Source organism: Mesorhizobium sp. M4B.F.Ca.ET.214.01.1.1, from assembly GCF_004791545.1.
GTDB classification, from domain to species: domain Bacteria; phylum Pseudomonadota; class Alphaproteobacteria; order Rhizobiales; family Rhizobiaceae; genus Mesorhizobium; species Mesorhizobium abyssinicae.
Genome location: NZ_SRUX01000010.1, coordinates 150,817 through 174,887, shown reverse-complemented (window position 1 = coordinate 174,887; position 24,071 = coordinate 150,817). Strand labels below are relative to the sequence as shown.

Sequence of the window (24,071 nt, the reverse complement as noted above, 5' to 3'; positions counted from 1 at the left end):
AACATCGTCGACGACGTGCCATCGGCCTATGCCAACACCAACAGCGTCTCGGAAGGCGCGCAGGTCTCGGGCAATGTGCTGAGCGACGGAACGCCTGACGTGCTCGGCGCCGACGGCGCGGCGCCCGGCGGCGCGGTGACCGGCGTGGCCACCGGCTCGAACGTCTCCAACCCGGTGAGCGGCAATCTCGGCGGCGCCGGGATCGCGGGCCAGTACGGCACGCTGGTGCTCAACGCCAACGGCACCTACACCTACACGGCCAATCCCAACGCGGTGACCACCAACGCGGTCGACCACTTCGTCTACACCATCACCGATGGCGACGGCGACACCTCGACGGTGACGCTGGACATCACCGTCAACAACGTCACGGTGACCGCCTCCGACACCGACGCGCTGGTCTATGAGAAGGGCCTGCCGGCGGGCAGCGACGCGGCCGGCAATAGCGAGATATTCAACGGCGCCATCACGCCGGCCGGCGGCACGGGGCCCTATACCTATACGCTCAACTCATCGGCCACCGGCAGCTACGGCAACCTGGTGCTCAATGCAGACGGCACCTACACCTACACGCTGACCCATACCTATGACGGCGCGACCCTCAACAACGGCATCACCACCGAACAGGACAAGGACAGCTTCACCTATACGGTGACCGACGCACACGGCAACACAACCACCGGCACCATCCTGGTCGACATCGTCGACGACGTGCCATCGGCCTATGCCAACACCAACAGCGTCTCGGAAGGCGCGCAGGTCTCGGGCAATGTGCTGAGCGACGGAACGCCTGACGTGCTCGGCGCCGACGGCGCGGCGCCCGGCGGCGCGGTGACCGGCGTGGCCACCGGCTCGAACGTCTCCAACCCGGTGAGCGGCAATCTCGGCGGCGCCGGGATCGCGGGCCAGTACGGCACGCTGGTGCTCAACGCCAACGGCACCTACACCTACACGGCCAATCCCAACGCGGTAACCACCAACGCGGTCGACCACTTCGTCTACACCATCACCGATGGCGACGGCGACACCTCGACGGTGACGCTGGACATCACCGTCAACAACGTCACGGTGACCGCCTCCGACACCGACGCGCTGGTCTATGAGAAGGGCCTGCCGGCGGGCAGCGACGCGGCCGGCAATAGCGAGATATTCAACGGCGCCATCACGCCGGCCGGCGGCACGGGGCCCTATACCTATACGCTCAACTCATCGGCCACCGGCAGCTACGGCAACCTGGTGCTCAATGCAGACGGCACCTACACCTACACGCTGACCCATACCTATGACGGCGCGACCCTCAACAACGGCATCACCACCGAACAGGACAAGGACAGCTTCACCTATACGGTGACCGACGCACACGGCAACACAACCACCGGCACCATCCTGGTCGACATCGTCGACGACGTGTCATCCTTCACCCTCGTCAATGATGGGAACGCCGATGGCATCGTCAGCTTGTCGGCACTCAATCCGGCAACAGCTACCACCTACGACGGCCAGTTCGCCGAGTGGCAGTACGGGGCGGATGGGTTCGGCGGCATCACGGCCACAGGGCAGAATGTACAAGTTGCCTCCAGCTCGGCATCCCAGATCGTGCTCAACCTGTACGAAGGAGCTGATATCGTTGCCGTCCTAACTCTGAATGCCAACGGCACCGACTCGCTGGAAGTTCTGCACCGGGCAGGTGATGTCGTCTTTACTCCAATCGCCGCGACTTCAGCGACAGCCGGAGGGCCGACAGGTTCACTGATCGTGGATTTGGGTGCTGCCACGGACTTCAACATTCTTGTTACCGGCGATGACGGCGTGGCCCCCACCGGCCAAAGCGGGGATTTGGTGAACACCAGTAATCAAGGTTGGGCGGTCAAGGGTAGCTCCGGCCAGACAAATGACCCCGGTGAATCCATAAAATTCGCATTCGTCAACGATAGTAACAATACGACCCCTCACAGCGTCGACGATTTCAAGTTCACGACCGAGGGCTACACGGGCGGCATGTCAACGGCCAAAATCACCGTCCTCGTTTACACCGATGCCACGCATTATGATCAGGTGACGCTCAACGTGACTTCGGGCCAGGTCATCCAGGTCAGCCAGCTTGACTGGTCGGCTGTCGCGGGTACCGCCAACTATGTAGCCGGCGATGACATCTACGCGGTCAAAGTCCTCAGCGATGCCTCAAATGGCGGCGGGTTCCGCCTGAATGGCGTCGAGGTCGGCTCGCAATCAGAAACGCCGCCGGCAGATCTCGACTTCAACGGCATCAAAGTATCCATTACGGATGGCGACGGCGATGTTGCGACGCAAACCTTCAACGTCCATATCGATGGCACGACGGGCGATCATCTGACGGTTGAGGCCATTGCCGGAACTTCCGGAAACGACAACCTGCTTGGCACTTCCGGCAACGACACGCTGATCGGCGGCATTGGAGCCGACACGCTGAATGGCGGCGACGGCAACGACCTGCTGATCGGCGGCGCCGGGCAGGACACGCTTACCGGCGGCGCGGGCGCCGATACGTTCAAGCTTGACGGGCTCGACATCAAGGATCTGATCGTCGACTACAGCGGTGTCGGCGGGCACGGCGACAAGATCGACCTTTCGTCCTTGTTCGACACTGCTCCTGGCGGCGCCAATGTCGGCGACTTCGTCAACTACAATGCAGCGACCGGCACGCTCAGCGTCGATGCCGACGGCACGGCCAACGGCGCCAATTTCGTCGACGTCGCGACGCTGCAGAACCTGCCGGCGGCCAACACCATCACGCTGCTCTACGACGACGGCACGACCACGCACACGACCACGGCAAATCTAGTCTAGCGGCATGGCGCAACGGGACATCGCCATGCTATGTATTAGCAACTCGTATATTGGGATTATGGAGGGGACTTTATCATGAAGCGTTCCGCAAGATTGCTGGTGTCGGCCGCGGCCCTGTTGCTGGTCGGATCGGCAGGGCGTGCCGCCGACATCATCGAAGGCCCGACGGCCGACTACTGCCGCACCGTCGGGACGTCCAACCTGGTGCTGACCGACAACATCGCCGACCTGAAGACCCAGGTGGTGAAGCTGATGGACGAGTCGGTCGCCGTCGCCAAAAGCCCGGAGTGGATCCACTCGTCGCGCCCCGCCTTCGTGTGGGCTTCGGAAGCCAAGGCTTACTGCGGCATGGCCTATGGCTACCTGAAGACGAACTACAAGGACGAAGACACGCTCAACAAATGCGAGTGCTTCCACGATCGCATGGTCGAGTACATGAACTGACCTGAAGGGCGAGCGCGCCAACAGACTGGTGATGACAGCCCCGAAAGCCTTGCCGCTCGCCGCCGCGAGCCTGGCGCCGGTTACCGCGCATGCCGGCGCGGCGCTTCGCGGCATTTCCCACAGACGGCACCCGCCCTCGCCACAAGCATGGGCAATCGCGTTTGCGCTGGCGGCCGCCTTGTCCGGCTGCCAGTCGAAAGGCAGCGTGAGTGAGGCGCTCGATCCGGCCGCGATTGCGGCGCCCGGCGCCCCCGCCGGCGGCAGCGTCGCCGCGGCGCCAAAGGCGATGCAGGCGACGCAGTCGCTGGGCACCGGGCCGGCCAAGATCACCATGCTGCTGCCGCTGTCCGCCGCGGGAGGCGCGGGCGAGGACGGCAGGAAGATGCTCGACGGCGCCAAGCTCGCCATGGCCGATCTCGGCAACAACCTGCTGACGCTGACCGTCGAGGACACGCGCGGCGATCCGGCCAATGCCAAGGACCTGGCGGTCAAGGCGATAACGACGGGATCGAAGGTCGTCATCGGCCCGACCGAACTGCCGGCCGCGCAGCACATCGCCAAGCTGTCGGGCTCGACGCGGCCGCCGGTGCTGGCGCTGGCCGACAATTTTTCCGGCGGCCCCGGCGTCTATGCCGTGCGGCTGAGCGAGGCCGACAGCGCGGCGGCGGGTGCGGCGGCGATCGCCGCCAAGGGCGCCAAGAAATTCGTGCTGCTGGTGGCCGCGGGCAGCGATGCCGGCGCTGTCGAGAAGCGGGTCGCCAACGGCCTCAGCATCTATGGCGCGGCACTTGCCGTCACCCTACCCTACTCGCCGGCCGACGGCGGCGCCAAGGCAGTCGCCGACATGGGCTCGCTGGTGGAGGCGCCCGATGCGGTGATCGTCGCCAGCGGAGACGCCAGCCCGTCGCCGGTGCTCGCTGCGCTGAAGGCAAAAGGCATTCCCGGCAAGACGGTCTCGCTGATCGGAACCGATCGCTGGCTGGAGCATCCGATCGAGCCGTCGTTCGAAGGCGCCTATATCGCGACGCTCGACCAGAACGAGACCGGGCCGATCGCCGACCGTTTCAACGCGGCCTTCCACTACCCGGCCGACGTCAATGTCGCCTATGCCTACGACATGGTGGCGCTGACCGCGGGCGTGGTGAGCGCCGTCGGGCCGAACGGCTTCAGCAAGCAGGTGCTGGAAAACGCCAGCGGCTTCCGCGGCTCGACCGGCCTGTTCCGCTTCCGTGCCGACGGCTCCAGCCAGCGCACGATGCCGTTCTACCGGGTCGAGAAGGGCGCGCTGAAGCTGGTGGCGAAGTCGACTGCGGGGTTTTGAGAGAACCCGGCCTCAGCTGAGCTGTTGCAGAACGCCCGAACTGCTGGCCAACATCCAGCTCTCGTAGATCTGGAACACGATCGAGCAGATCGCGGCAATGGCGATCGGCACACCGAAGGGCACGACGCCCTTGCGGTCGAGATGCTGGACATAGAGCTGGAAGGCGCCCTGCGGCAGCATCAGAGGGTTCTTGACGACCATCGCCATGACTAGGGCAAACAGAAGCAGCAGCACCGAAAACACGACCAGGCCGCTGCCGCCGATCAGCAACGGGATCACCGCCATCAACTTGACGTCGCCGGCACCGACCTTGCGCAAGGTCCAGAACGGGAAGAGCACGATAAACAGCAAAAGACCGGCAAGTGCGCTCAAGCCCATGTCCCACCACGATCCGGACTGAACCGACAGCAGTTGCAGGGACCCGAGGCCCAGGCAAAGCAGCAGCAGAACGTCGCGATTGGTTATCTTCTGGGTGGTGAAATCCACCCAGGCGATCCTTGCAAGCAGGGGGATGGCAAGTGCCTTGAGCAGCAGCGATGCGCCGAGCAGCATAGCTACTGCCGCTCGACGTTCTGCACGCTGGAGGACAGAAGCTTCAGATTGTTGGCCACGGTCGGGTCGTTGGGTGCCAGCTCATAGGCCTTGAGGAAGTTGGTGCGGGCATTCTGCAGCTTGCCGCGCAGCAGATAGGAATAGCCGAGATTGTTGTAGTATTCGGGCGTGCCGCCGAGCAGCTTGAAGGCGCGGCTATAGGCCAAATCGGAAAGGTCGAAGCGGCGGATGCGATCGCAGGAAGCAGCAAGCCCCAGCCATGCAACGCCGTCATTGGGCGCCAGCCGGGTCGCCTTGTAGAACAGGGCGCCGGCGTTGCCGTAGTTTTCCGAGCGGAACTGGTTCTTGGCCTCGGCGACCGCCTGGTCCGAGGCATAGTAGTCGACATCACTGACCGTCTTCAGCCCGTCGAACGTATCGCCAAAGGACGTGACGTCGCCCTTGGAGGGTTCGTTGGTGCGAACGACGCCATCGGTTGGATCGGTCTGGCAACCGGCAAGCAGCACAATGAGCACACCTGTAGCGGCGGCGAGGCGTATTTTCCCTGTCATTCTGTCCCCCAGGGGTCCCCCGACTCCAATTCGAATCTAAGCATATGACAGGCTAGAAGAAAATGCCTCTCATGCGAATGACCACCGGTAACATGATGACCATCAACACAACAGGAAAAATACACAGGCCCAATGGAATCATCATCTTGACCGGCAAAGCGTTGGCGCGCTCCTCGGCGCGCAGAATTCTCTGGCTGCGCATCTCGTCGCTATAGACGCGCAAGGCGTCGGTCAGGCTGGTGCCGAGTTCTTCCGATTGCCTGAACAGCACGGCCAGAGCCCGCGCCTCGTCAAGTCCGATGCGATCGGCCAGGTCGCGCAATGCCTCGCGCAACGGCTTGCCGGCGCGCAGCTGCAGATTCATGATCGAAAGCTGAATACCCAGCCATTTGTGGGTGCCGGCCAGTTCGTTGCTGACCCGCTCGACCGCTGCCTCCAGGCTCATGCCGGCATCGGCGCAGGTGATCATCATATCCATGAAATCGGGAAAGCCGCGACGATACACTTGCTGCTGGGCGCTCTCAAAACGGTCGAGAGCCACACTGGGAACGACCAGACAAGCGAGCCCGCATAGGGCGGCACCGGCAAACGTGAAGACGCCGGGCAATTGCGGCGGCAGAACAAAAGGCAGCAGTGTGAAGGCGGCCATGAAGCCGGCGCCGACAGCGGCGAAGCGCAACAAGGTGTAGACAAGGGGCGCGCTCGGCTGGTGGAAGCCAGCGCGAAAGAGCTTCGCCTCGAGCGCGTTTGGTGCGCCGCGCTCCTTCTCGATTGTGCGAAAATAGGCCTCGATCGGCCGCTGCGCCGCTATCCTGGCGAGTTGCTCCTGACCGACCAGCGAACGACGATCGGCAATCCCCTCGGCGATGAGGCTTTGCGCGACCAGTTTTCGCGTCTGCAATGCCGGCAGAAAGACCAATGCGCCGAACAGGAAGAGCGCAACCGCCGCCAGAAAGACAGCGATGGAAACCAGAAAGCCCACATCCTGAATGTTCGAGAACACGTTTGTCCGTCGCTCCTCAGAAGTCGAAATTGACCATGCGATACATGACGAAGTCGCCGAGAAGCGCCCACGCCCCGAAAATCAAGAACACCGGCGTGATGATCGGATTGTTCCAGACGTTGCCGTAGTAGGCCGGGGCAGCGAACTGGAGGATAATGAACATAACCACGGGGAATAGCGAGATGACCCATGCCGACATTCGTCCCTCGGAAGAGAGCGCTCTAATCTTCAGCCGGAGCTTCTGCCTCTCGCGCAACACCGATGAGAGATTGGAGAGAATCTCGGTCAGGTTGCCGCCCGTCTTGGACTGAATGGAAAGGGATACCGAAAGCAGGTGAAGACCTTCGTAGCCTACCCGCTGCGAAAGTTTTCGAACGGCGTTTTCGAGGCTGAGGCCGAAGGTGATTTCGTCGGAGACGATGCCGAATTCGGTGCCGAGCGGATCAGGCATCTCGCGCGCGACCAGCGCTATCGCTACCGAAGCTGGATGCCCGGCGCGCAGCGATCGCACGATCATGTCGAGGGCGTCCGGCAACTGCCTGGCGAACTTCTGGACGCGCTTGTTACGGGCGCGCCGAAGAACGAGAAGCGGCAATACAAAGCCCACCAGCAGAAAAATGATCACCGCCGCGACAGTCGAGAGGCCGAGGACCAGTTTCAGCATCAAGGCGAGCACCAACCCTGCGAGGACGAACATTACGGCGAAAGCCAGGGGACTGCCGGTGATGCCCGACTGCGTGTAGAGCCGGTTCAAGGCGACCATACCGAAGCTGAAGTCTCCGGACTCAGTCAAGCCGCGCTCCCGGAGGAGACCTTGCAAGGTCTTTTCGGCCGGCGCTTCTTCCGCCAGGCGCGATAGACGCCGGTTGATGACGCCAGCTTTCACTCGCCGCGACGCGTAAGACAAATAGAGAGACTCGGCGGCAAGGATCACCGACGCAGCCGCGAGCACATAGATAAAATAGAGCAGCGTTTGACTGGTCGGCATTAGAGCGGCACCTGCGGATTGAATGCATCCTTGCCGAAGTGGTGCCCGAGCGTTGCGGCTTCCTGGGCGAACCGCGGTCGGACACCGGTGGCGCGAAACTCACCGACAATCTGTCCGTCCGAAGTGACCTCCCGGCGGACGAAATGATAGATCTCCTGGAGCTGGACGACATTGCCCTCCATGCCGGTCAGTTCCGATATGGAAATGACCCGCCTGCCGCCGTCGGAAAGCCGTTGCGTCTGCACGATGATGTCAATGGCCGAAGCGATCTGCGCGCGAATGGATTCGTGGGTCATCGGCATGCCGGCCATGCCGACCATCTGTTCCAGGCGAGACAGCGCATCACGCGGCGTGTTGGCATGGATGGTGGTCATCGAGCCTTCGTGACCGGTGTTCATGGCCTGCAGCATGTCGAAGGCTTCCTCGCCACGAACCTCGCCGACGATGATGCGGTCGGGCCGCATGCGAAGCGCATTCTTGACCAGCTCGCGCTGGCGGACCTCGCCCTTGCCCTCGACATTGGGCGGGCGCGTCTCCAGCCGGCCGACATGCGGCTGCTGCAGTTGCAGTTCCGCCGCATCCTCGATGGTGACCAGGCGCTCCTTGCTCGGAATGTAGCTCGATAGCGCGTTGAGCAAGGTCGTCTTGCCGCTGCCGGTGCCGCCGGAAACCAGGATCGACTTGCGCGCCTGCACTGCGATCCGCAGCATGTCGACCATCGGCGGCCGGATGGAATTGAACGCGATCAGCCGCTCCAGTGAATAAGGATGCTTGGAGAATTTGCGGATCGACACCAGCGGGCCATCCACGGAGATCGGCCGCACCGCGATGTTGACGCGCGAGCCGTCGTCCAGGCGCGCATCGACCATCGGCGCCGATTCATCGACGCGACGGCCGATAGCCGAGACGATCTTGTTGATGACGCGCAGCAGATGCGCCTCGTCGCGGAAACGGATCTTGGTTTCCTCGAGCACGCCGCGACGCTCGATGAAGACGCGATTGTGGGTGTTGATCAGGATGTCCGCGATCGAATCGTCTTTCAGCAGCGGTTCGATCGGCCCCAGGCCAAGCATCTCGTCGGCCGTGTCGCTGGTCAACTGATCGAGCTCGCGGGCGTTCAGCGGAACGTTTCGGTGGCGAACGAACTCGCGCACGATTGGCCGGATCTCGTCCAGGATTTCGTCCTTGGAGGCGTTTTCGAGGGCGGTTAGATTGAACCGGTCGATGAGATGGCGATGCAGTTCGACCTTGAGATCGAGAAAATCGTCGCCCTGCATTTCGGCATCCGGCGCCGGAGCGACTGCCGCTCCATTCGATGTCGCCACGACGGCCACAGGCTGCGACGCCCGCTGCTCACTCGGTCCCTTGATGAAGCGCCCCAGCATATGACCCAAGCCCCCAGCAAACTTCCCTCAGGTTGGAAACTAAGCGTTAACCACCAGGGGCACAAGCGCCGAGCGGGGCCGCGAGGATCGAATACTTGCAACATAGTTAAGACGAGTCCCCAAAAAAATCGTTTTATTTTAAGACTGTGCATCCTGGAGCACACCTCTATTCCCGCCTCACGAAACGTTTCGCCCTGCAACGTGCGATTCCCTCGCTGTGGACCCCCGGTAAACCGTTACATATAAAGGACTATGCACATACTCTAATATGATGAGGCTACCGAGATGGGGGGCGCGAGATTGTGAACGAATGGTTAAGGGCGCTCGAAAAATTAATCGAATCAAGCCCTTGCTAAAATTAAACTGGCTTCCGTTCAGGTATTCGAAGGTTAAGGAACTGTTAATCCCGTTTGACTCTGCTTTTTGCCGGGACTTAGATCGAAGTCGACGGGGGATGCTTGGGTATGGGGTTCATCCTTAGCTCGTCTCGTCGGGTTCAACCTCCAAAGGGAGAAATTGGCATGAAAAAGCTCATGACGATGGCCCGGCAGTTCCGCGACGACGATAACGGCGCTGCTATGGTCGAATATTCCATCCTGGTCGGCATCATCGCCGCTTTGGCGATCATGGCAATTCTTGCGATCGGCGGCTGGGTTACCGGTCGTTTCACCGGTCTCTGCACCGCGCTGGACAACTCGCCGATCGGTTCCTGCAACGGCGGAACGGGCGTCGGCACCTGATTACTTATACTACTCAGGCCCGGATCGATCGATCCGGGCCTGAGTCTCATCGCAGCGGGCGAATTGGGGCTTGGGGTAAATGCGCGCCAACACTTTGATCATGATCGTCCTCGCCGGCGTGTTCGGCGTCCTGGCGGTAGTGCTTGTCAACATCTGGCTGGCCAGTCAGCGCAATGCGCTGGCCGAGGCGAATGGCATACAACGCGACACTGTGGTGGTAGCGGCAGTGCCGTTGAAATTCGGCGACACGCTGTCGGCCGACAAATTGCGCGAAATCGCATGGCCCGCGGGCGCGGTTCCGGCCGGCGCCTTCAAGACTACGAAAGAGATCCTGGCCGGCGAAGGTTCGAAGCAGGCATTGCAGGCGATCGGCGCCAACGAGCCCGTTCTCGCCACCAAGATCACCGGCCCCGGTCAGCGCGCCACGCTTTCGGCGGTGCTCGGCGAGGGCATGAAAGCTGTTTCCATTCGTGTCAACGACGTGCTCGGCGTCGCCGGCTTTGTGTTTCCGGGCGACCGTGTCGATATATTGTTGACCCGCACGGTGCGTGCCGATGGCGGGGCGGACAAGAGTTTTGTCGATGTGCTGCTGCAGAGCATAAAGGTGCTCGCTATCGACCAGGTTGCTGACGAGAGCAAGGAGAGCCCGACGGTGGCCAAGGCCGTGACCGTCGAAGTCAGCACCAAGGACGCGCAGAAGCTGACGCTCGCCGCAGGTGCTGGGCAGTTGTCGCTGGCGCTGCGCCAGGCGGCGGCCAACAAAGGCGAGACGACCGAGCGTGTCACGCTTTCTGACCTGACCGGCGACACGCCGAACGACGTCGCCACCAGGCAGGCTGAACTCGCCAAGCAGGCAGCGGCTGACGCCGCGGCCGCGGCCGATCGCAAACGCGCCGACGACAAGCTCGCCGGGCTCGCCAAGGCCGTCGAACGGGTGGACAGCAAAATCGACGATTTGAGCAAGGTCAAGCCGGCGCCAGCTGTGGCATCTGCGCCGCAAGTGAAGGAAATTGTCAAGGAAGAGGTCAAATACGTGCAGCCGGAACCGCCGGCGCGGGCGACAATCGGCGTATTTCGAGGTATAAAACTCGAAACATACGATGTGCCGCGACAAAAATGACGCCGGCGCATTAGGATCGACACTCCGAATCAGCCGGCAGGGGGGTTAGCGTAGATGCGTGTGTACCGGAGACCACTGGCGGCTGCCGCTTTCGCATTGTCCTGCGCATTGCTGCCGCTCAGTCCCGTGGCCCATGCCGCCGACCGCAGCATCGATGTGTCGAACCCGACTATCCATCGCATCTTCGTGCCGGTGTCGCAGTCGGTGACGATCCAGGTGAACTCCACCCTTGGCGACATTGTCGTGGGCGACGAGAAGATCGCCGACGCCCAGCCGATGACCGACAAGACGCTCTATGTCATCGGCAAGGGTGTTGGCACCACAACCGTCAACCTTTTCTCCGAAGACAAGCGCTCGCTGGGCACGCTCCAGGTCGAGGTCGGTCAAGATGTCAGCGACATGGCCGCGGCAATCCGCCAGGTGGCGCCTCGCGCGCGCATCGAAATCGGCTCGATCAACGGCAAGATCAGGCTGGCCGGTCATGTCAAGGATGCCGCGACGCTGGCCTCCATCATGGACGTCGCCCAGCAGTATGGCCCCGACGCCATTATCAACTCCGTGACCATCGACGACAGCCAGCAGGTCAATCTGGAAGTGCGCGTGCTGGAGGCCAAGCGCAACGCCGGCCGCGACCTCGGCGTATCGATCAGGAGCACAAATGGCAGCGGCACGAGCCGCACCGGGACGGGCATTGCGGCCGTCGACGAAGACGGTGTGGTGCTGGGACCCGGGGACCTGCTCAGCGGCCTGCTCTCGAACACCAATCCCTTCGCGGCACTGATCACCCGCGTCATCGACAGCAACATCAAGGTCGACCTGATCATCGAAGCGCTCGAGGCCAAGGGTGTGGTGCGCACGCTGGCTGAACCCAATCTCACCACCTTGTCCGGTGAGTCGGCCAGCTTCAACGCCGGCGGCGAAGTCCCGATCCGCAGCATCGGCACTGATGGCAATATCCAGATCGAATTCAAGCAATTCGGCGTCAATCTGTTGTTCACGCCTGTCGTGATGGACGACAGCAAGATCCATATCAAGCTGGCGCCGGAAGTGAGCGACCTCACCGGCTTCACCTCAGCCGGCGATCCGATCTTCACCAACCGCAAACTGTCGACGGTCGTCGAGCTGCGTGACGGCCAGAGTTTCGCCGTCGGCGGACTTCTGTCGAGCAAGACCACCAAGCTGCAGAACCAGGTGCCGTGGCTCGGCCAGGTGCCGGTCATCGGCGCGCTGTTCCGCAATTCGAGCAATCAGAAGGAAGAGACAGAGCTGGTCGTTGTCGTCACCCCGCATCTCGTGCGGCCGACAAAGCCCAGCGAGCAATTGGCGACGCCGTTCGACAAGACGCGGCCGGCCAATGATCCGGAGTTCTTCATCCTCGGCCAGCTCGAGGTGAACAAGGACATGATCCGCCAGTATGAACACGGCGAAGGCGTCACCGGCCCTTATGGCCACATGCTCGACGTGAAATCGAAGGACAAGATGCTCTATGTCAAGAAATAAGCTCTTGCTCGTCGTTCTGTGCACCGGCCTGCTGACAGGCTGCGCCGCAGACTATCTGAACAACTACGATTCGGTGACGCTGGCGGCCGGCGATACGCAGAAATTCAATTCGCTGCTGCAGACGGTCGACCCATACAATCCGGCTTCGAACAACACGAAAATCGAAGGCGACGGCGAGCGCGGCGTCGGCGTGATCAGAAGCTACAGAGTTCCGCCGCCACCGGCGCCAACGACGAACATGACTGTCAATGTCGGCACTTCGGGTGTGACCAACGGAGCGAATTGAGCAGAAGGATGCGGTGCGCCGGGCATTCGAGGGGCTTGGCGTGAAGGGGTAAGGGGTAGGGCCATGTTGCGAAGTATTCGCGCGTTCTGGCACGATCAGAGAGGGTTAGCGCTGATCCTCGTCAGCGTCATGCTACCGGCGATCATCGGCTTCTCGTTGCTGGCGATCGATATGAGCCGGGTCAACAATCTGCACAATGATTTGCAGAAGGGCGCCGATGCCTTCGCGCTCGCCGCCGCGGCGGAATTGGACGGAAGGACCGGTTCATGGGCGCGCGCCGAGCGCGCCATGGAGACGCTGGTCAGAAACGAAAGCAATTTCTCAACGGCCGGCAGGGGGCCACTGACGGCTGTCCAGCAGGGAGGCACGCAACGCTGCAACAGCGCCGGAAGCATCTCCTGGTGCTTTCTCAAAGCCATTCCCGCCAATGACGGAACCATAATAACGCCGACCAATCAAAATACATATCTGGCCGACAGCACCCCCTCTGTCGGAGAGCCGCAAACGCGTTTCATCCAGGTAACTGTCACCCCCACCGGCTTTGCCGCGATCTTCCCGGCGTCCTTCATAACAGCGGGCGCCAGCGACGGCTTCAACGTCGGCGCCGTCGCCGTGGCCGGCTTCAACTCCGGCGTCTGCAATTACACGCCCGTCTTCATGTGCAATCCATACGAGATGGTGAACGGCACCAATTCCGCCGGTGGGGTCACGCTCGAACAGGCCGTCGCCAGTGAGGCGGTCCGTCGCCGGCTGATCGAACTGCGGCTGGTGGGCAACAATGCCGCCTACGGGCCAGGCAATTTCGGCTTCCTTGCACCCCCGGACAGCGTCGGCAATGGCGCACAGGGGCTTGCGCAGACGATTGCTACGTCAACCCCCCTTGGCTGTTATTCCGCGGGGGGCGTCAGCACCAAGACCGGCCAGAACAACGGGCCGGTTCAGGATGCCTTCAATGTCCGCTTCGGAATCAATGCGAATGGCAACGCCTTCAACAGCGCGGAATACGGGCCTGCCGCGAATGTCCGGAAGGGAGCATCGACGGGCGGCAATGGCAATGGCAATGGAAACGGGGGCGGAAATCAGTGTCCCTCCTACAACCAGTTGACGTTCAACGAGACAGGCAACATGGGCCTGCCCCGGGATGCCACCACGCCCTATATGGGCGGCCGGATGGGCGACGGAGACTGGAACTTCTCCACCTACTGGAGCACCAATTTCGGCTCCACCAGCTACCCATCGTCCTGGAATACGACCAAGCCGACCCGCTACGAGGTCTATAAATACGAGATCGCCAACAATCTGGTCGGCCAGGCTTCGGCAGGCGGCGAGGTAGGAACACCGCCGAGCGCCTGCCTAGCGCCGGTGACAACAATCGATCGCCGGCTGATCTACGGTGCGATCCTCAACTGCCAGGCACTGCAGGCGGCGGGGAACAACCTCAACGGCAACAGCACCAACCTTCCGGTCGAAGCTTTTGCCAGTTTCTTCCTGTCGGAGCCTGTTCCGGGTGCATCGCAGGGCGGCTCGGTTTTTGTCGAGCTCGTCGATATTACAGGTCGCGGTGGGCAGGGAACGCTCGACAATTTCCTGCGCGACGAACCCCAGCTCTATCGGTGACGGCGATGTCGAGCAGGCTATCCCGCATCGTCAGCCGCTTCCGCCGCTGCCAGCGCGGCACGGCGTTTGTCGAGATGGCCGTGATCGCGCCGCTGATGCTGCTGCTGTCGGCGGGCGTGTACGAGTTCGGCAATCTCATCCACAAGAAGCTGTTGATGGAAGCGGGCCTGGACGACGGGGCGCGTTTTGCCGCACGCTGCAACAGCGCGCTCTACACCAGTGCCGGACTTGCCATCGACTGCGCCGATGTCGCCGCCAACATCGCCGTCTTCGGCAACGCGGCGGGAACCGGCAACCCACGTGTCGCGGGGTGGGCAAAGGCAAACGTGACCATAACCATTGCCGCCAGCGGCTCCTGCCATGACGCAGTGGTTGCTGGCGTTACGCGGTATCGGTCCACCACTTCCCAGGTCTGCATCGTCAGGGCTGCCGGCACCTATGCCTATGCCGGCATCGGCATGCTGTCTCTGCTTGGCATCAGTCCGATGACACTGACCGATTTCCACGAGGAGCGGTTCACCCGGTTCTGATGATGATCAGGCGTTTCGCAAAATCAGAAGACGGCGCGACAATGGTGGAAATGTCCATCGTCTCCGTGTTGCTTTTCACGCTGGTCCTCGGCTTCGTCGATTTCGGCTACGCGCTCTACCAATGGAATGCCGCGACCAAGGCCGTGCAGATAGGCGCGCGGCTGGCATCGATTTCCGACCCGGTCGCAACGGCGCTTACGACGGCGGGCCCAATCTCCAGTCCGGGCGCGCCGGTGGTCGCTGGCGCCTATGGACCGTTCGTCTGCGGCTACACCGCCGGGACCGGCACCTGCAGCAACAGCGGCAGCTTCAGCGCCGCCAATTTCAGCCGCATCTTTCGCGGCGACACGGCGAACACCAACGATGACGAGTGTCCGACAATCACCGCGGCGCAGCGACTCACCATGCGGCCCGGCATGTGCCACTTCTTCCCCGGCCTGCGGCGTAGCGATGTTGTCATCACCTATGCAGCAAGCGGTCTCGGCTACCAGACACGGCTCGGCGGACCGGTGCCGACAATCACCGTCAACCTTCGTAACATCACCTTCCAGTTCTTCTTCCTGAGCTGGTTGTATGCCGACAAGGCCATGCCCTCCATGCTCAGCACGGTTACGGGCGAAGATTTGAAGAGCACGTCACCATGAACGCTATCAACACCAAGGTCCTTCCTACCAGACGAAAGCAGGTCGCCCTGTTCTCGTCGGATCCGCAGTTTAAGCGCGATGTGGCGACACGGCTCGACGCGCTGGCGATCTATGATGTCCAAGTCTCGGAGACAGCCGAATTCCTCAAGGGGCCGCCTGCCGATACACGTCCCGGCATTGTCATCCTCGATCTTGCCAATGGCGAGCTGCTCGGCCAGCCGGGCATCGTCGAGGCGCGCTCCAAATGGGCCTCGGTGCCGCTGATCGCGATTTCCGACGAGCTGACGTCGGAGCAGACGCGCGTGCTGGTGCGCATGAACGCCTCGGACTGGCTGCACAAGCCGCTCGACGCCAAGGAGCTGCTCAACGCCGTCACCTTCCACGACACCGGCAACCAGGGCACCAAGAGCCGGATCATCACCTTCATCGCCGCCAGCGGCGGCGCCGGCGCCACCACGCTTGCGCTGTCGGCGGCGGAATACCTGGCCTCGAAGTCGTCCGAGCGCGCCGCCTCGACCTGCCTGGTCGATCTCGATTTCCAGAGCGCCAATTGCGGCGCCTATCTCAACCAGTTCAACCAGTTCGACCTCTCGGGCATCATCGGCCAGCCGGAGAGGCTCGATGTCGAATTGATGGACGTCATCAAGCTTTCGCGCCCGTCGGGTCTCACGCTCTACTCCTTCGAGCGGCCGGAGCTGCCGTTCGAGCCGCGAGGCGCCGATTTCGTGCTGCGTCTTCTCGATCTCGTCGCTTACCGCTTCGACGACATCGTCATCGACCTGCCGAACATCGAAACGCCCTGGCACAGCTCGGTGCTTTCGACGAGCGACGAGATCTTCATCGTCTTCGAGCTCAACGTCGCCTCGCTCAGGCAAGGCAAGCGGCTCTACAAGAAGATCCGCGAGCTGCGCGGCAACCAGGTCAGCATCACGCTGGTCGCCAACAAGCACAAGCGCAAATGGTTCGGAAACCACTTCTCGCGCAGCGAGCTGGAGAAGATCTTCAAGGCGCCGCACATCAAATCCGTCGCGCTCGACAATGCGCTTTTGACCGACGCGCTGAATCGCGCCATCCTGCCTTCCGAAGTGGACGGGCGGGCGCGCTTCAACAAGGATTTGAAGCTGATGTTCAAGGAACGGCTCAGCGATGCCGGCCGCTAGGCCGCACATCATCCGTGCCTTCGTCGGCGCCTGCATCGCCGTGACGGCGCTTGTGTCCGGCCTGCCGCTCGCCGAGGCGCGCTCCGCCCTCGCAGACCGGCCGCCGCTGCCGGCCATGGGACCCAGCCTGAAGAAGACGGTCGCCTTCCAGACTCCTGAGCAGCCCGGCACGATCATCATCCGCAAGGATGAGAAGGCGCTCTACCTGGTGACGCGGCAAGGCCAGGCGCTGCGCTACCAGATCAGCGTCGGCCGGGACGGCTTCGGCTGGACCGGAACGGTCAAGGTCGGGGCGAAGACCGAATGGCCCGAATGGCGGCCGCCCAAGGAAATGCGCGCCCGCCAGCCGGGATTGCCGGACATGGTGCCCGCCGGCCCCTACAATCCGCTCGGCGCGCGCGCACTCTATCTCTTGCGGGACGGGCGCGATACGCTGTACCGCATACACGGCACCAACGATCCCAAGGGTGTCGGCTTCGACGGCACGTCAGGCTGCTTTCGCCTGACCAATACCGATGTGATCGACCTCTTCAAGCGCGTCGCGGTGGGCGCAAAGGTGGTGGTGGAATGACTATGATCAGCGACCCGGAGATGCCGGCGATCGAACTCGGCCCGCGGGAAGAAGTGGCCGTCGGCAAGCCAAGCCGCAAAGGCACCATCGGCCTTGTCGTGGCTGGCGCCGCTGTGGTCACGGCGGTGAACCTGACGGCCGCCGTCTACCTCTATCGCGGCATCAACGACCTGCGCACCGTGGAAGCGCGGCTGGAGCAGCTCGGCCAGTTCGAGCAGCGCATCAGTGCTCGCCTCGATACCGTCAACAACGGGTTCCAGAGCCGGTTCGAAAAACTCGACGACCAGCTGCAGGCGAAGTTCAACGAGGTCAATGGCGGTATCGCCCGGCTGGGCCAGAGCCGGCCAGTCGGCGACGAACCGATGGCGAGCGCGCCCGAGCCCGCGTTCGCCCCGGCCAGCACGGAGACGGAGCCGTCGGCCTTTGCTGAAAACACGGCGGACCCAGGATCCGTCGAAATGCCCCCGCTGAGGAAGCGGGCACCGCCGCCTGCCCCGAACCCTGCCTACCAGCGCATCCAGCAGGCGGACGGCAAGGTCTACTACCGCAAGATCAACTGATATTGCCGAGCGTTCCGGGCGATCGAGGCCGAAGGCCTAGAAATCCCGCCGCAGCGCGAGAATTCGAATAGCCCGGGCTTCGCCGCGCTGCCTGGCTTCGTTGAGGAAGGCGACGTGGCAATAGGCACATGCCGCCAAACCCAGGCACAGCACCAGACTGTTCTTCAGGGTGAAGTCGATCGCCAGCGAGAATGGAATGCCGCTGGGCGCGGTGAAGGCGGCAATCGTGCTCGCCGTTTCCGAATGGCTGCCGGCGGCAATCATCAGCCCGGCAAACAGAAGAGTGGCATGGTTGGCCAGGAAGAAGGCGGCCGATCCCCTCGCCCGGCATGCCATCCAGCAGACAATCGCGGCGGTGGCCAGCATGGCTGCGTCCAGCGCGATCGAAGCGCCCGCATAGAGATCGACCTGCTGCCAGAACATGGTCGCCAGGGGCCGCAGCTCCAGCCAGATCCGCCACATCGTCGGGCTGGCGGGATAGGTGCCGAGCAGGAACGTCGCCGCCCGCTCGCCCGCCAGGATGAGCAGCATGAGAGCCGGGAAAGCAAAGAGCAGTATCGGTTTGCGCTTCATGTCGTCCTCGACAAATTCCGGGGCCACAATAGGCAACAGAGATTTCGCAAGGATTAACGAAGCTTAACGGGGCGCCTGCTTCGGCATCCTTCGCGCGCGTGCTATGCTGCTCTGCCGGACGCCAATGCGGCGGGTCGGATGGCCGGAGCCGTTTCATCGGGGGTTGAAGGGGTGCGCTCAAGCTGGTTGCCAGGTCGGCCTTTTGTTCGACGGCGATGGCCGGGACGCCGCCGATGAGCGGCATAGTGTCCGCGGCAAGGTCTCGCCTGGCGATCGCGTTGGGAGGTGTCGAACTCCTGGCCGGGGTCTTGCTGATCCTGCAGGCCGGCGCCTTGATTGGGGTTGACCGGCAGACGTCGGCATTGGACTCCGGAAGCCAGCCAGCGACGACGGCGCCACCCATGTTCGATGCCGGACCGCGGCAGCCGGCGCGCAAGATCGCGCAGGATCTCATCGCGCCGCCCGAACTCGATGCGACCCGGATCGAACGGATCCAGGCCCGCCCGCCGCTTGGCGAACTCGGTCTTGCATACTGGCCGAAGACGCCGATGCCGGGCGACTGGCGCGAGATGCTGCTCTATAGGCCGATCGCCACCTCGTCGGCGATCTTCGAGGCGATGGGCCGGACGGTGGCGATCAGCGGCACGCTCGCCATCGACCCCGACAGGAGCTGTTCCTTTCGCGAGGTCGCCTGGCCGTGCGGCCAGCGCGCGCGGGCGGCCTTCAACGCCTGGCTGCGCGGGCGGGCGCTGAAATGCTTCGTGCCGCCGGATGTCGACCGCTTCGCCATCGCCGCGCCCTGCAAGCTCGGCAAACAGGACGTCGGCGCCTGGCTGGTCTCCAACGGCTGGGCCACGGCGCTGCCCGGCGGCATCTACGGCAAGGCCGAGGCAACGGCCAGGAGCGCCGAGATGGGCATGTTCGGGCCGCCTCGATAGGCGCGGGACCGCTGCCGATCGGCTCGCTCCAGGCTGGCCGTCAGGCCCGCGCCGACTGCCACCTTCGATATCTGTTTTGTTAACCCTTGCGGTGCAGCCTTTGCCGGCACGGGCCGATTTGATGGCCATTCCGCCCGCATGCATCAAATTGTAGCGGTCGTCGAAACCGAAATTGCAACACACCGGCCTTATGCCAGCGCATCGGACAGGAGATTGGCCAGTGACCAAACCGACAGCGACCCCCTCTACCCAAAGCTGGAAAGATGTTGCGTGGCTGACGGTGCTGGGGACGGCCGGCTGCCTCATCCTTTCGCTCGGCCTCAACTATCTGCTTTTGTTCAGCGAGGCGCTGACGCCGTTCGCGCGCAGCGTGATCACGGCAACGCTGCTGCCGCTGGCCATCGGCCTGCCGCTGTTCCTGCTGCTCGGATCGAAACAGGCCGAGATCCGCCGCTACCGGCAGGAGCTCAACCGGTCGGCGACCTATGACAGGCTGACCGGCTGCTTGAACGGACCGGTTTTCACCTCGATGGTGGACAGACGGGCCGCGAAGACCTCGGAGGCCGGGCCGCGCTCTGGCGCCTTCCTGGTCATCCATCCCGAGCATCTCAAGTCCCTCAACCTGCGCTTCGGCCTGGAATGGGGCGACGAGGCGCTGCGGCTCATCGCCTCGACGATCCAGTCGTCGGTTCGCAAGGAGGATCTCGTCGGCCGCATCGGCACCTCGATGTTCGGCGTCTTTTTGCCTGGCGCGACCGAAAAGGACGCCAAGGAGATCGGCGAACGCATCAAGGCTCGGGTGCGCGACGTCTATTTCGCGCCCAAGGGAACCGAGGACGTGCTCGCCGTGCAGGTCGGCGGCGTCGTGTTCGAGCACGAGCTGGCCTTCGAGGATATGTTCCGGTCGGCGGAAGAACGCCTGTCGGCCTCACAGACCGGGCTGGAACTGTCGCATCTGAGCAGCTGAAGACCGCAGCATTAATCGGACGTTGACGGGTTCGGCGCAATCTCTGCGGGATCGATGCAGCGATCTGCCGAATTCTGATCCCGTCGGGTTGGCTTACGAATGTGCGTGCTGTCGCAGGAATGAGCGGATCATTTCGTAACGCACCGCCGGATGTCGGGGCGATCTTCTTGTTCGTGAGCGAACCATGTCGCGCCTGGTGATGGTTCTTCACCCCATGCAACGGCTGCTGTCGCATGCGCTGGCCAGGATCGTCGCCGTTGCGGCCCTGTATTACCTGACTGGACAACTGGGGCTGCTTCTGGCCGTGCCGCCCGGCTACGCGACGATCATCTGGCCGGCATCCGGCATCGCGGTCGGGGCATTGCTTGCCTATGGGCGCTCACTTTGGCCGGGGATATTCATCGGCTCGCTGGTGCTCAACGCCGTGATCGGCGGCGGCTATTCGGCTGAAACCGGGTGGGCGCTCGACAAACTGGCTGTAGCGGCCGCGATTGCCGGCGGCTCGACCGTGCAGGCGCTGGTCGCCCGCTGGCTGGTCAGCCGGGCGGTCGGGCTACCGATCGATCTCAGAGGCATCCGCGATATCATCGCGCTGTTCCTCGCAGCCGCTCCGATCAGCTGTATCGTCGCCCCCTCGGTCGGTGTGGCTTCGCTGTATGTCGCCGGAGTCGTTCCGTACGCTGGCGTGGTACACAACTGGCTGACATGGTGGAGCGGCGACGTCCTCGGTATCGTCATCTTCTTGCCGATCGTGCTCGTTGCCCCCGGCGCCAAGCGCCGGCTTACCTGGCGTGGCGCGCCGCTCGGCGCACTGCCGGTTGCTGCGATACTGCTGCTGCTTTTGCCCCTCGGGCTGACGTTCTACGGCTGGAAGGCAAGCAACCAGTTCATCTATGACCGCAACAGCGCGATCTTCGCCTCGATGGCGATCGAGAACGAGCAGGCGCTGATGCACCGCCTGGCGTCCTACGACCAGGCCCTGGTTGGGGGCGTCGGCTTCTTCGAAGGGTCGAGCTACGTCAGCGCCGAGGAATGGCGCTCCTATGTCGAGGTCCTCGACCTCAAGCGCAGCATGCCCGGCGTCAACGGCATCGGCTACATCGAAAACGTTCCGGTGGAAAAGGTAGCGGACTTCCTTCTGCGGGCTCAAATGACGCAGCCCCCGTTCACCATCCATCCCGATGTTCCCGGCGGACCTCGCTTTGTCATCACCTATATCGAGCCGCTGGCACCGAACCGCCCGGCCCTCGGACTGAACATCGCGTTCGAAAGCAATCGTCTGGAGGGGGCAACGCTATCGCGCGACACCGGCCAGCCGGCCATCACCAAACGCATCGTGCTGGTGCAGGACCAGACGAAGAGCAACGGCTTCATCCTGCTCCATCCCATGTATCGCAAGAACGTGCCGCTCAATACGGTCGACGAGCGTCGCGCCGCCCTGACCGGTTGGATCTATGCCCCGTTCGTCGCGCAGAAATTCATGAGCGGGCTGACCACAAGCGAAGACCGCTCGCTGGCATTGCACGTCTATGACGGCGACAGCGAGGACGCCGAAGCATTGATCTACCACAGCAGCGAACCCGACGAGACTGCGTCCGCGCCTGTGTTTTCGATACGAAAGCAGGTCGACGTGATGCAGCAGCGCTGGACGCTGTCTTGGCACAGCACGCCCGCGTTCGAGCACAGCGTCGCCAGCCAGGAGCCGCTGCTCGTGCTTTGCAGCGGCATCGTCTTCACTGCGCTGTTTGGCGCGTTGCTGTTCCTGTTCGCACGCCGTGCCGAAACCGTCAAAGTACTGGTTGATCGCAAGACAAGCGAACTGGCCGAGCGTGAAGCGCTCTACCGGCTCCTGGCGGAAAACAGCTCGGACATGATCAGCCGCGTCGCCTTCGACGGGACACGGCTCTACACCTCGCCTGCCTGCATGCGGCTTCTCGGCTACACGCCGGAGGAGCTTCAGAACTCGAACGCATTTTCCGACGTTCACCCGAAGCAGCGGTCCCGCCTCCAGGCCGAGTACGCAAAGCTGGCACGAGGCGAAATAGGCGAATCGAAAGGCGTGTTCACGCTGCACCGCAAGGACGATGACTGGGTGCAGGCGGAGATCACCCTGCAGCTGGTGCGCGACAAAGCGGGAACTCCCACCGAGCTGGTCGTTACAGAGCGCGATGTCACGCTTCAGCAGGAAAGAGCCGAAGAGCTCAAGCTTGCCAAGGCGGAAGCAGAGATCGCCAAGACGAATGCCGAGCAGGCGAGCGAAGCCAAGACGGCCTTCCTCGCCACGATGAGCCATGAAATCCGCACCCCGCTCAACGGCGTGATCGGCTATGGCGATCTTCTGCTTTCCTCGAAGGAACTGTCCGAGCAGAACAGACGCTACGCCGAGCGCATCGGGACGTCGGCCGCGGCGCTGCTTACCGTCGTCAACGATATTCTCGACTTCTCCAGAATCGAAGCCGGTCAGATCGAAATCGACGCTCATCCGTTCACGCTCGGTGCCTTGATCGACAATACGCTCTCGATCGTCAACGGCATCGCGGCACGCAAGGGCCTGGCAATGGTGCGGCGGATCGACCCGACCTTGCCGCCGAACCTGGTCGGTGATCAGGACCGGCTGAGGCAGGTGCTGCTCAACCTTCTGAACAATGCCGTGAAATTCACCGCCACGGGAAGCGTGACCCTGGCCGTCGACCGCATCGGCGATGCCGGCGCCGGCTCTATCGGGCTGCGCTTTGCCGTCCGCGACACCGGCATCGGCATTCCGGCCGAACAGCAGGACCGTCTGTTCCAGCGCTTCTCGCAGGTTGACGGATCGGTCCGTCGTGAATTTGGCGGCAGCGGTCTCGGACTGGCGATCTCGAAGCGCCTTGTCGAACTGATGGGGGGACGGATAGGCGTTGAGAGCACCGCCGGGGAGGGTTCACTGTTCTGGTTCGAAGTCGCACTTCCCGAGGCCGCCGCGGACGCCGAACCTTCACGGTTTGCCCAGGCGATGAACGAGACGACGGCACCGGCCCGGATACTGCTGGTCGAGGACATGGAGATCAACCGCGACATAGCTTGTGCGGTGCTTCGGGCTCACGGCCATGAGGTCGATGTCGCGGTTGACGGCACGGAAGCAGTCGCAGCCGTGCAGAACCGGAGCTACGATGTCGTGCTGATGGACGTTCAGATGCCAGTCATGGATGGGCTGACCGCAACCCGGCATATCCGGGAGCTGAATTCCCCGGTCCGGGACATCCCGATTGTCGCGTTGACCGCCAATGTGCTGCCGTTCCAGCTCTCCGAGTTGTGGGCCGCCGGCATGACCGATCACGTCGGAAAGCCTTTCAAGCAGCCCGAATTGCTGGCGGCGATCGTCCGCAACACCGGCGGCAGACCTAACCGAGGCGCCGACGAACCGGGTGCGACCGCCGATCGGGACGGCGTCTTCAATGCCGACGTCTTCGGAAACCTGGCAAAAGTGCTCGGCAAGAACAGGGTGAACCAGCTGCTCGACAAGCTGGCCGACGTGCTCAGAACCCGGCTCGTGTCGATCGCGCCTGACGCCATCGAGCGGGACGTCGTCCAGAGAGATGCCCATTCGCTGGTCTCGTCATCGGGCATGCTCGGCTTCGAAACACTGTCCGATCTGTGCCGCGACATTGAGACGTGCTGCATCGATGGCGCCGACCTGACGCCCGCCCTGCAACGCTACGAACGCGCGCGTGACGCAGTCCTGAGCAAGATCGAGGCGCTCAAATCCGCTGCCTGACAGGCTGGTCCTCGGACCATACCCCGTCGGCCATTCGTGCG

Annotated in this window: 22 protein-coding genes; 16 read left to right on the top strand and 6 right to left on the bottom strand. The window is 62.8% G+C overall.

What is annotated here, in order from left to right; genetic code table 11:
• The 3 genes from EN857_RS20780 to EN857_RS20770 form a co-directional block, all read left to right on the top strand.
• On the top strand, positions 1-2,826 hold a 2,826-nt coding region (locus tag EN857_RS20780), incomplete at its 5' end, for an Ig-like domain-containing protein (protein WP_135897657.1).
• A 75-nt stretch (positions 2,827-2,901) separates the two neighbouring features.
• Positions 2,902-3,270 carry a hypothetical protein gene (locus EN857_RS20775; protein ID WP_127285480.1) on the top strand — a complete coding sequence of 123 codons (369 nt, stop codon included), beginning with the start codon at positions 2,902-2,904 and terminating at the stop codon, positions 3,268-3,270.
• A 31-nt stretch (positions 3,271-3,301) separates the two neighbouring features.
• The gene (locus EN857_RS20770) at positions 3,302-4,591 is read left to right on the top strand and encodes an ABC transporter substrate-binding protein (RefSeq protein WP_245511341.1); all 1,290 of its coding nucleotides are present in this window, start codon (positions 3,302-3,304) and stop codon (positions 4,589-4,591) included.
• 12 nt (positions 4,592-4,603) lie between these two features.
• Here EN857_RS20770 and EN857_RS20765 read toward each other — a convergent pair whose 3' ends face one another.
• Genes EN857_RS20765 through EN857_RS20745 form a run of 5 tightly spaced genes read right to left on the bottom strand, consistent with a single transcriptional unit; the run spans position 4,604 to position 9,070 of the window.
• The gene (locus EN857_RS20765; RefSeq protein WP_135859138.1) at positions 4,604-5,143 is read right to left on the bottom strand and encodes a prepilin peptidase; all 540 of its coding nucleotides are present in this window, start codon (positions 5,141-5,143) and stop codon (positions 4,604-4,606) included.
• A gap of 2 nt (positions 5,144-5,145) precedes the next feature.
• Positions 5,146-5,694 (bottom strand): tetratricopeptide repeat protein, encoded by a 549-nt coding sequence (locus EN857_RS20760; RefSeq protein ID WP_128274264.1) that lies wholly within the window; start codon positions 5,692-5,694, stop codon positions 5,146-5,148.
• Between the two features lie 52 nt (positions 5,695-5,746).
• Positions 5,747-6,697, bottom strand: a complete 951-nt coding sequence (locus tag EN857_RS20755; RefSeq protein WP_135859136.1) for a type II secretion system F family protein — start codon at positions 6,695-6,697, stop codon at positions 5,747-5,749.
• Positions 6,698-6,713: 16 nt separating this feature from the next.
• Complete coding sequence (locus tag EN857_RS20750) at positions 6,714-7,685, bottom strand: type II secretion system F family protein (RefSeq protein ID WP_135859134.1); 972 nt, start codon at positions 7,683-7,685, stop codon at positions 6,714-6,716.
• On the bottom strand, positions 7,685-9,070 hold the full coding sequence (locus EN857_RS20745; protein WP_135859133.1) for a CpaF family protein: 1,386 nt from the start codon (positions 9,068-9,070) through the stop codon (positions 7,685-7,687). The genes EN857_RS20750 and EN857_RS20745 overlap by 1 nt, the downstream gene beginning before the upstream one ends.
• A gap of 521 nt (positions 9,071-9,591) precedes the next feature.
• Between EN857_RS20745 and EN857_RS20740 the strand changes: the two genes are divergently transcribed.
• From EN857_RS20740 to EN857_RS20695, 10 genes are all read left to right on the top strand, one after another.
• Positions 9,592-9,810 (top strand): Flp family type IVb pilin, encoded by a 219-nt coding sequence (locus EN857_RS20740; RefSeq protein WP_135859131.1) that lies wholly within the window; start codon positions 9,592-9,594, stop codon positions 9,808-9,810.
• A gap of 79 nt (positions 9,811-9,889) precedes the next feature.
• Entirely contained in the window at positions 9,890-10,930 is a 1,041-nt protein-coding gene (cpaB, locus tag EN857_RS20735) for a Flp pilus assembly protein CpaB (protein ID WP_135859129.1), read from the top strand.
• 54 nt (positions 10,931-10,984) lie between these two features.
• Positions 10,985-12,430 carry a type II and III secretion system protein family protein gene (locus tag EN857_RS20730; RefSeq protein WP_135859127.1) on the top strand — a complete coding sequence of 482 codons (1,446 nt, stop codon included), beginning with the start codon at positions 10,985-10,987 and terminating at the stop codon, positions 12,428-12,430.
• Positions 12,417-12,716: a hypothetical protein gene (locus tag EN857_RS20725; protein WP_135859125.1), complete on the top strand. Its 300-nt coding sequence runs from the start codon at positions 12,417-12,419 to the stop codon at positions 12,714-12,716. The genes EN857_RS20730 and EN857_RS20725 overlap by 14 nt, the downstream gene beginning before the upstream one ends.
• A gap of 63 nt (positions 12,717-12,779) precedes the next feature.
• A complete protein-coding gene (locus EN857_RS20720; protein ID WP_135859123.1) occupies positions 12,780-14,333 on the top strand; it encodes a pilus assembly protein TadG-related protein in 1,554 nt (517 codons plus the stop codon).
• A 5-nt stretch (positions 14,334-14,338) separates the two neighbouring features.
• The gene (locus tag EN857_RS20715; protein WP_135859121.1) at positions 14,339-14,863 is read left to right on the top strand and encodes a TadE/TadG family type IV pilus assembly protein; all 525 of its coding nucleotides are present in this window, start codon (positions 14,339-14,341) and stop codon (positions 14,861-14,863) included.
• A gap of 2 nt (positions 14,864-14,865) precedes the next feature.
• Positions 14,866-15,507 (top strand): TadE/TadG family type IV pilus assembly protein, encoded by a 642-nt coding sequence (locus EN857_RS20710; protein ID WP_135859248.1) that lies wholly within the window; start codon positions 14,866-14,868, stop codon positions 15,505-15,507.
• Entirely contained in the window at positions 15,504-16,667 is a 1,164-nt protein-coding gene (locus EN857_RS20705; RefSeq protein WP_135859119.1) for an AAA family ATPase, read from the top strand. Before EN857_RS20710 ends, EN857_RS20705 begins: the two co-directional genes overlap by 4 nt.
• Complete coding sequence (locus EN857_RS20700) at positions 16,654-17,238, top strand: L,D-transpeptidase (RefSeq protein WP_135859117.1); 585 nt, start codon at positions 16,654-16,656, stop codon at positions 17,236-17,238. The genes EN857_RS20705 and EN857_RS20700 overlap by 14 nt, the downstream gene beginning before the upstream one ends.
• Positions 17,239-17,240: 2 nt before the next feature.
• Entirely contained in the window at positions 17,241-17,798 is a 558-nt protein-coding gene (locus tag EN857_RS20695) for a hypothetical protein (protein ID WP_245511339.1), read from the top strand.
• Positions 17,799-17,834: 36 nt separating this feature from the next.
• Here the strand turns inward: EN857_RS20695 and EN857_RS20690 are convergent, their stop codons facing one another.
• Positions 17,835-18,371: a hypothetical protein gene (locus EN857_RS20690; protein WP_135859113.1), complete on the bottom strand. Its 537-nt coding sequence runs from the start codon at positions 18,369-18,371 to the stop codon at positions 17,835-17,837.
• Between the two features lie 233 nt (positions 18,372-18,604).
• Between EN857_RS20690 and EN857_RS20685 the strand changes: the two genes are divergently transcribed.
• The 3 genes from EN857_RS20685 to EN857_RS20675 all read left to right on the top strand — a co-directional run bounded on the left by EN857_RS20685 (position 18,605) and on the right by EN857_RS20675 (position 24,030).
• Positions 18,605-19,309 (top strand): thermonuclease family protein, encoded by a 705-nt coding sequence (locus EN857_RS20685; RefSeq protein WP_135859111.1) that lies wholly within the window; start codon positions 18,605-18,607, stop codon positions 19,307-19,309.
• A gap of 220 nt (positions 19,310-19,529) precedes the next feature.
• Positions 19,530-20,276 (top strand): GGDEF domain-containing protein, encoded by a 747-nt coding sequence (locus EN857_RS20680; RefSeq protein WP_245494766.1) that lies wholly within the window; start codon positions 19,530-19,532, stop codon positions 20,274-20,276.
• A 184-nt stretch (positions 20,277-20,460) separates the two neighbouring features.
• Positions 20,461-24,030 carry a CHASE domain-containing protein gene (locus EN857_RS20675; RefSeq protein ID WP_135859109.1) on the top strand — a complete coding sequence of 1,190 codons (3,570 nt, stop codon included), beginning with the start codon at positions 20,461-20,463 and terminating at the stop codon, positions 24,028-24,030.
• The last annotated feature ends 41 nt before the right edge of the window (positions 24,031-24,071 follow it).

Coding starts and splice junctions, on each gene's coding strand:
- EN857_RS20685 (WP_135859111.1), top strand. CDS start 18,605: ATGAGCGGCATAGTGTCCGCGGCAAGGTCTCGCCTGGCGATCGCGTTG.
- EN857_RS20690 (WP_135859113.1), bottom strand. CDS start 18,371: ATGAAGCGCAAACCGATACTGCTCTTTGCTTTCCCGGCTCTCATGCTG.
- EN857_RS20740 (WP_135859131.1), top strand. CDS start 9,592: ATGAAAAAGCTCATGACGATGGCCCGGCAGTTCCGCGACGACGATAAC.
- EN857_RS20770 (WP_245511341.1), top strand. CDS start 3,302: ATGACAGCCCCGAAAGCCTTGCCGCTCGCCGCCGCGAGCCTGGCGCCG.
- EN857_RS20675 (WP_135859109.1), top strand. CDS start 20,461: ATGTCGCGCCTGGTGATGGTTCTTCACCCCATGCAACGGCTGCTGTCG.
- EN857_RS20705 (WP_135859119.1), top strand. CDS start 15,504: ATGAACGCTATCAACACCAAGGTCCTTCCTACCAGACGAAAGCAGGTC.
- EN857_RS20775 (WP_127285480.1), top strand. CDS start 2,902: ATGAAGCGTTCCGCAAGATTGCTGGTGTCGGCCGCGGCCCTGTTGCTG.
- EN857_RS20760 (WP_128274264.1), bottom strand. CDS start 5,694: ATGACAGGGAAAATACGCCTCGCCGCCGCTACAGGTGTGCTCATTGTG.
- cpaB (WP_135859129.1), top strand. CDS start 9,890: ATGCGCGCCAACACTTTGATCATGATCGTCCTCGCCGGCGTGTTCGGC.
- EN857_RS20765 (WP_135859138.1), bottom strand. CDS start 5,143: ATGCTGCTCGGCGCATCGCTGCTGCTCAAGGCACTTGCCATCCCCCTG.
- EN857_RS20745 (WP_135859133.1), bottom strand. CDS start 9,070: ATGCTGGGGCGCTTCATCAAGGGACCGAGTGAGCAGCGGGCGTCGCAG.
- EN857_RS20715 (WP_135859121.1), top strand. CDS start 14,339: ATGTCGAGCAGGCTATCCCGCATCGTCAGCCGCTTCCGCCGCTGCCAG.
- EN857_RS20725 (WP_135859125.1), top strand. CDS start 12,417: ATGTCAAGAAATAAGCTCTTGCTCGTCGTTCTGTGCACCGGCCTGCTG.
- EN857_RS20700 (WP_135859117.1), top strand. CDS start 16,654: ATGCCGGCCGCTAGGCCGCACATCATCCGTGCCTTCGTCGGCGCCTGC.
- EN857_RS20710 (WP_135859248.1), top strand. CDS start 14,866: ATGATCAGGCGTTTCGCAAAATCAGAAGACGGCGCGACAATGGTGGAA.
- EN857_RS20750 (WP_135859134.1), bottom strand. CDS start 7,685: ATGCCGACCAGTCAAACGCTGCTCTATTTTATCTATGTGCTCGCGGCT.
- EN857_RS20720 (WP_135859123.1), top strand. CDS start 12,780: ATGTTGCGAAGTATTCGCGCGTTCTGGCACGATCAGAGAGGGTTAGCG.
- EN857_RS20695 (WP_245511339.1), top strand. CDS start 17,241: ATGATCAGCGACCCGGAGATGCCGGCGATCGAACTCGGCCCGCGGGAA.
- EN857_RS20730 (WP_135859127.1), top strand. CDS start 10,985: ATGCGTGTGTACCGGAGACCACTGGCGGCTGCCGCTTTCGCATTGTCC.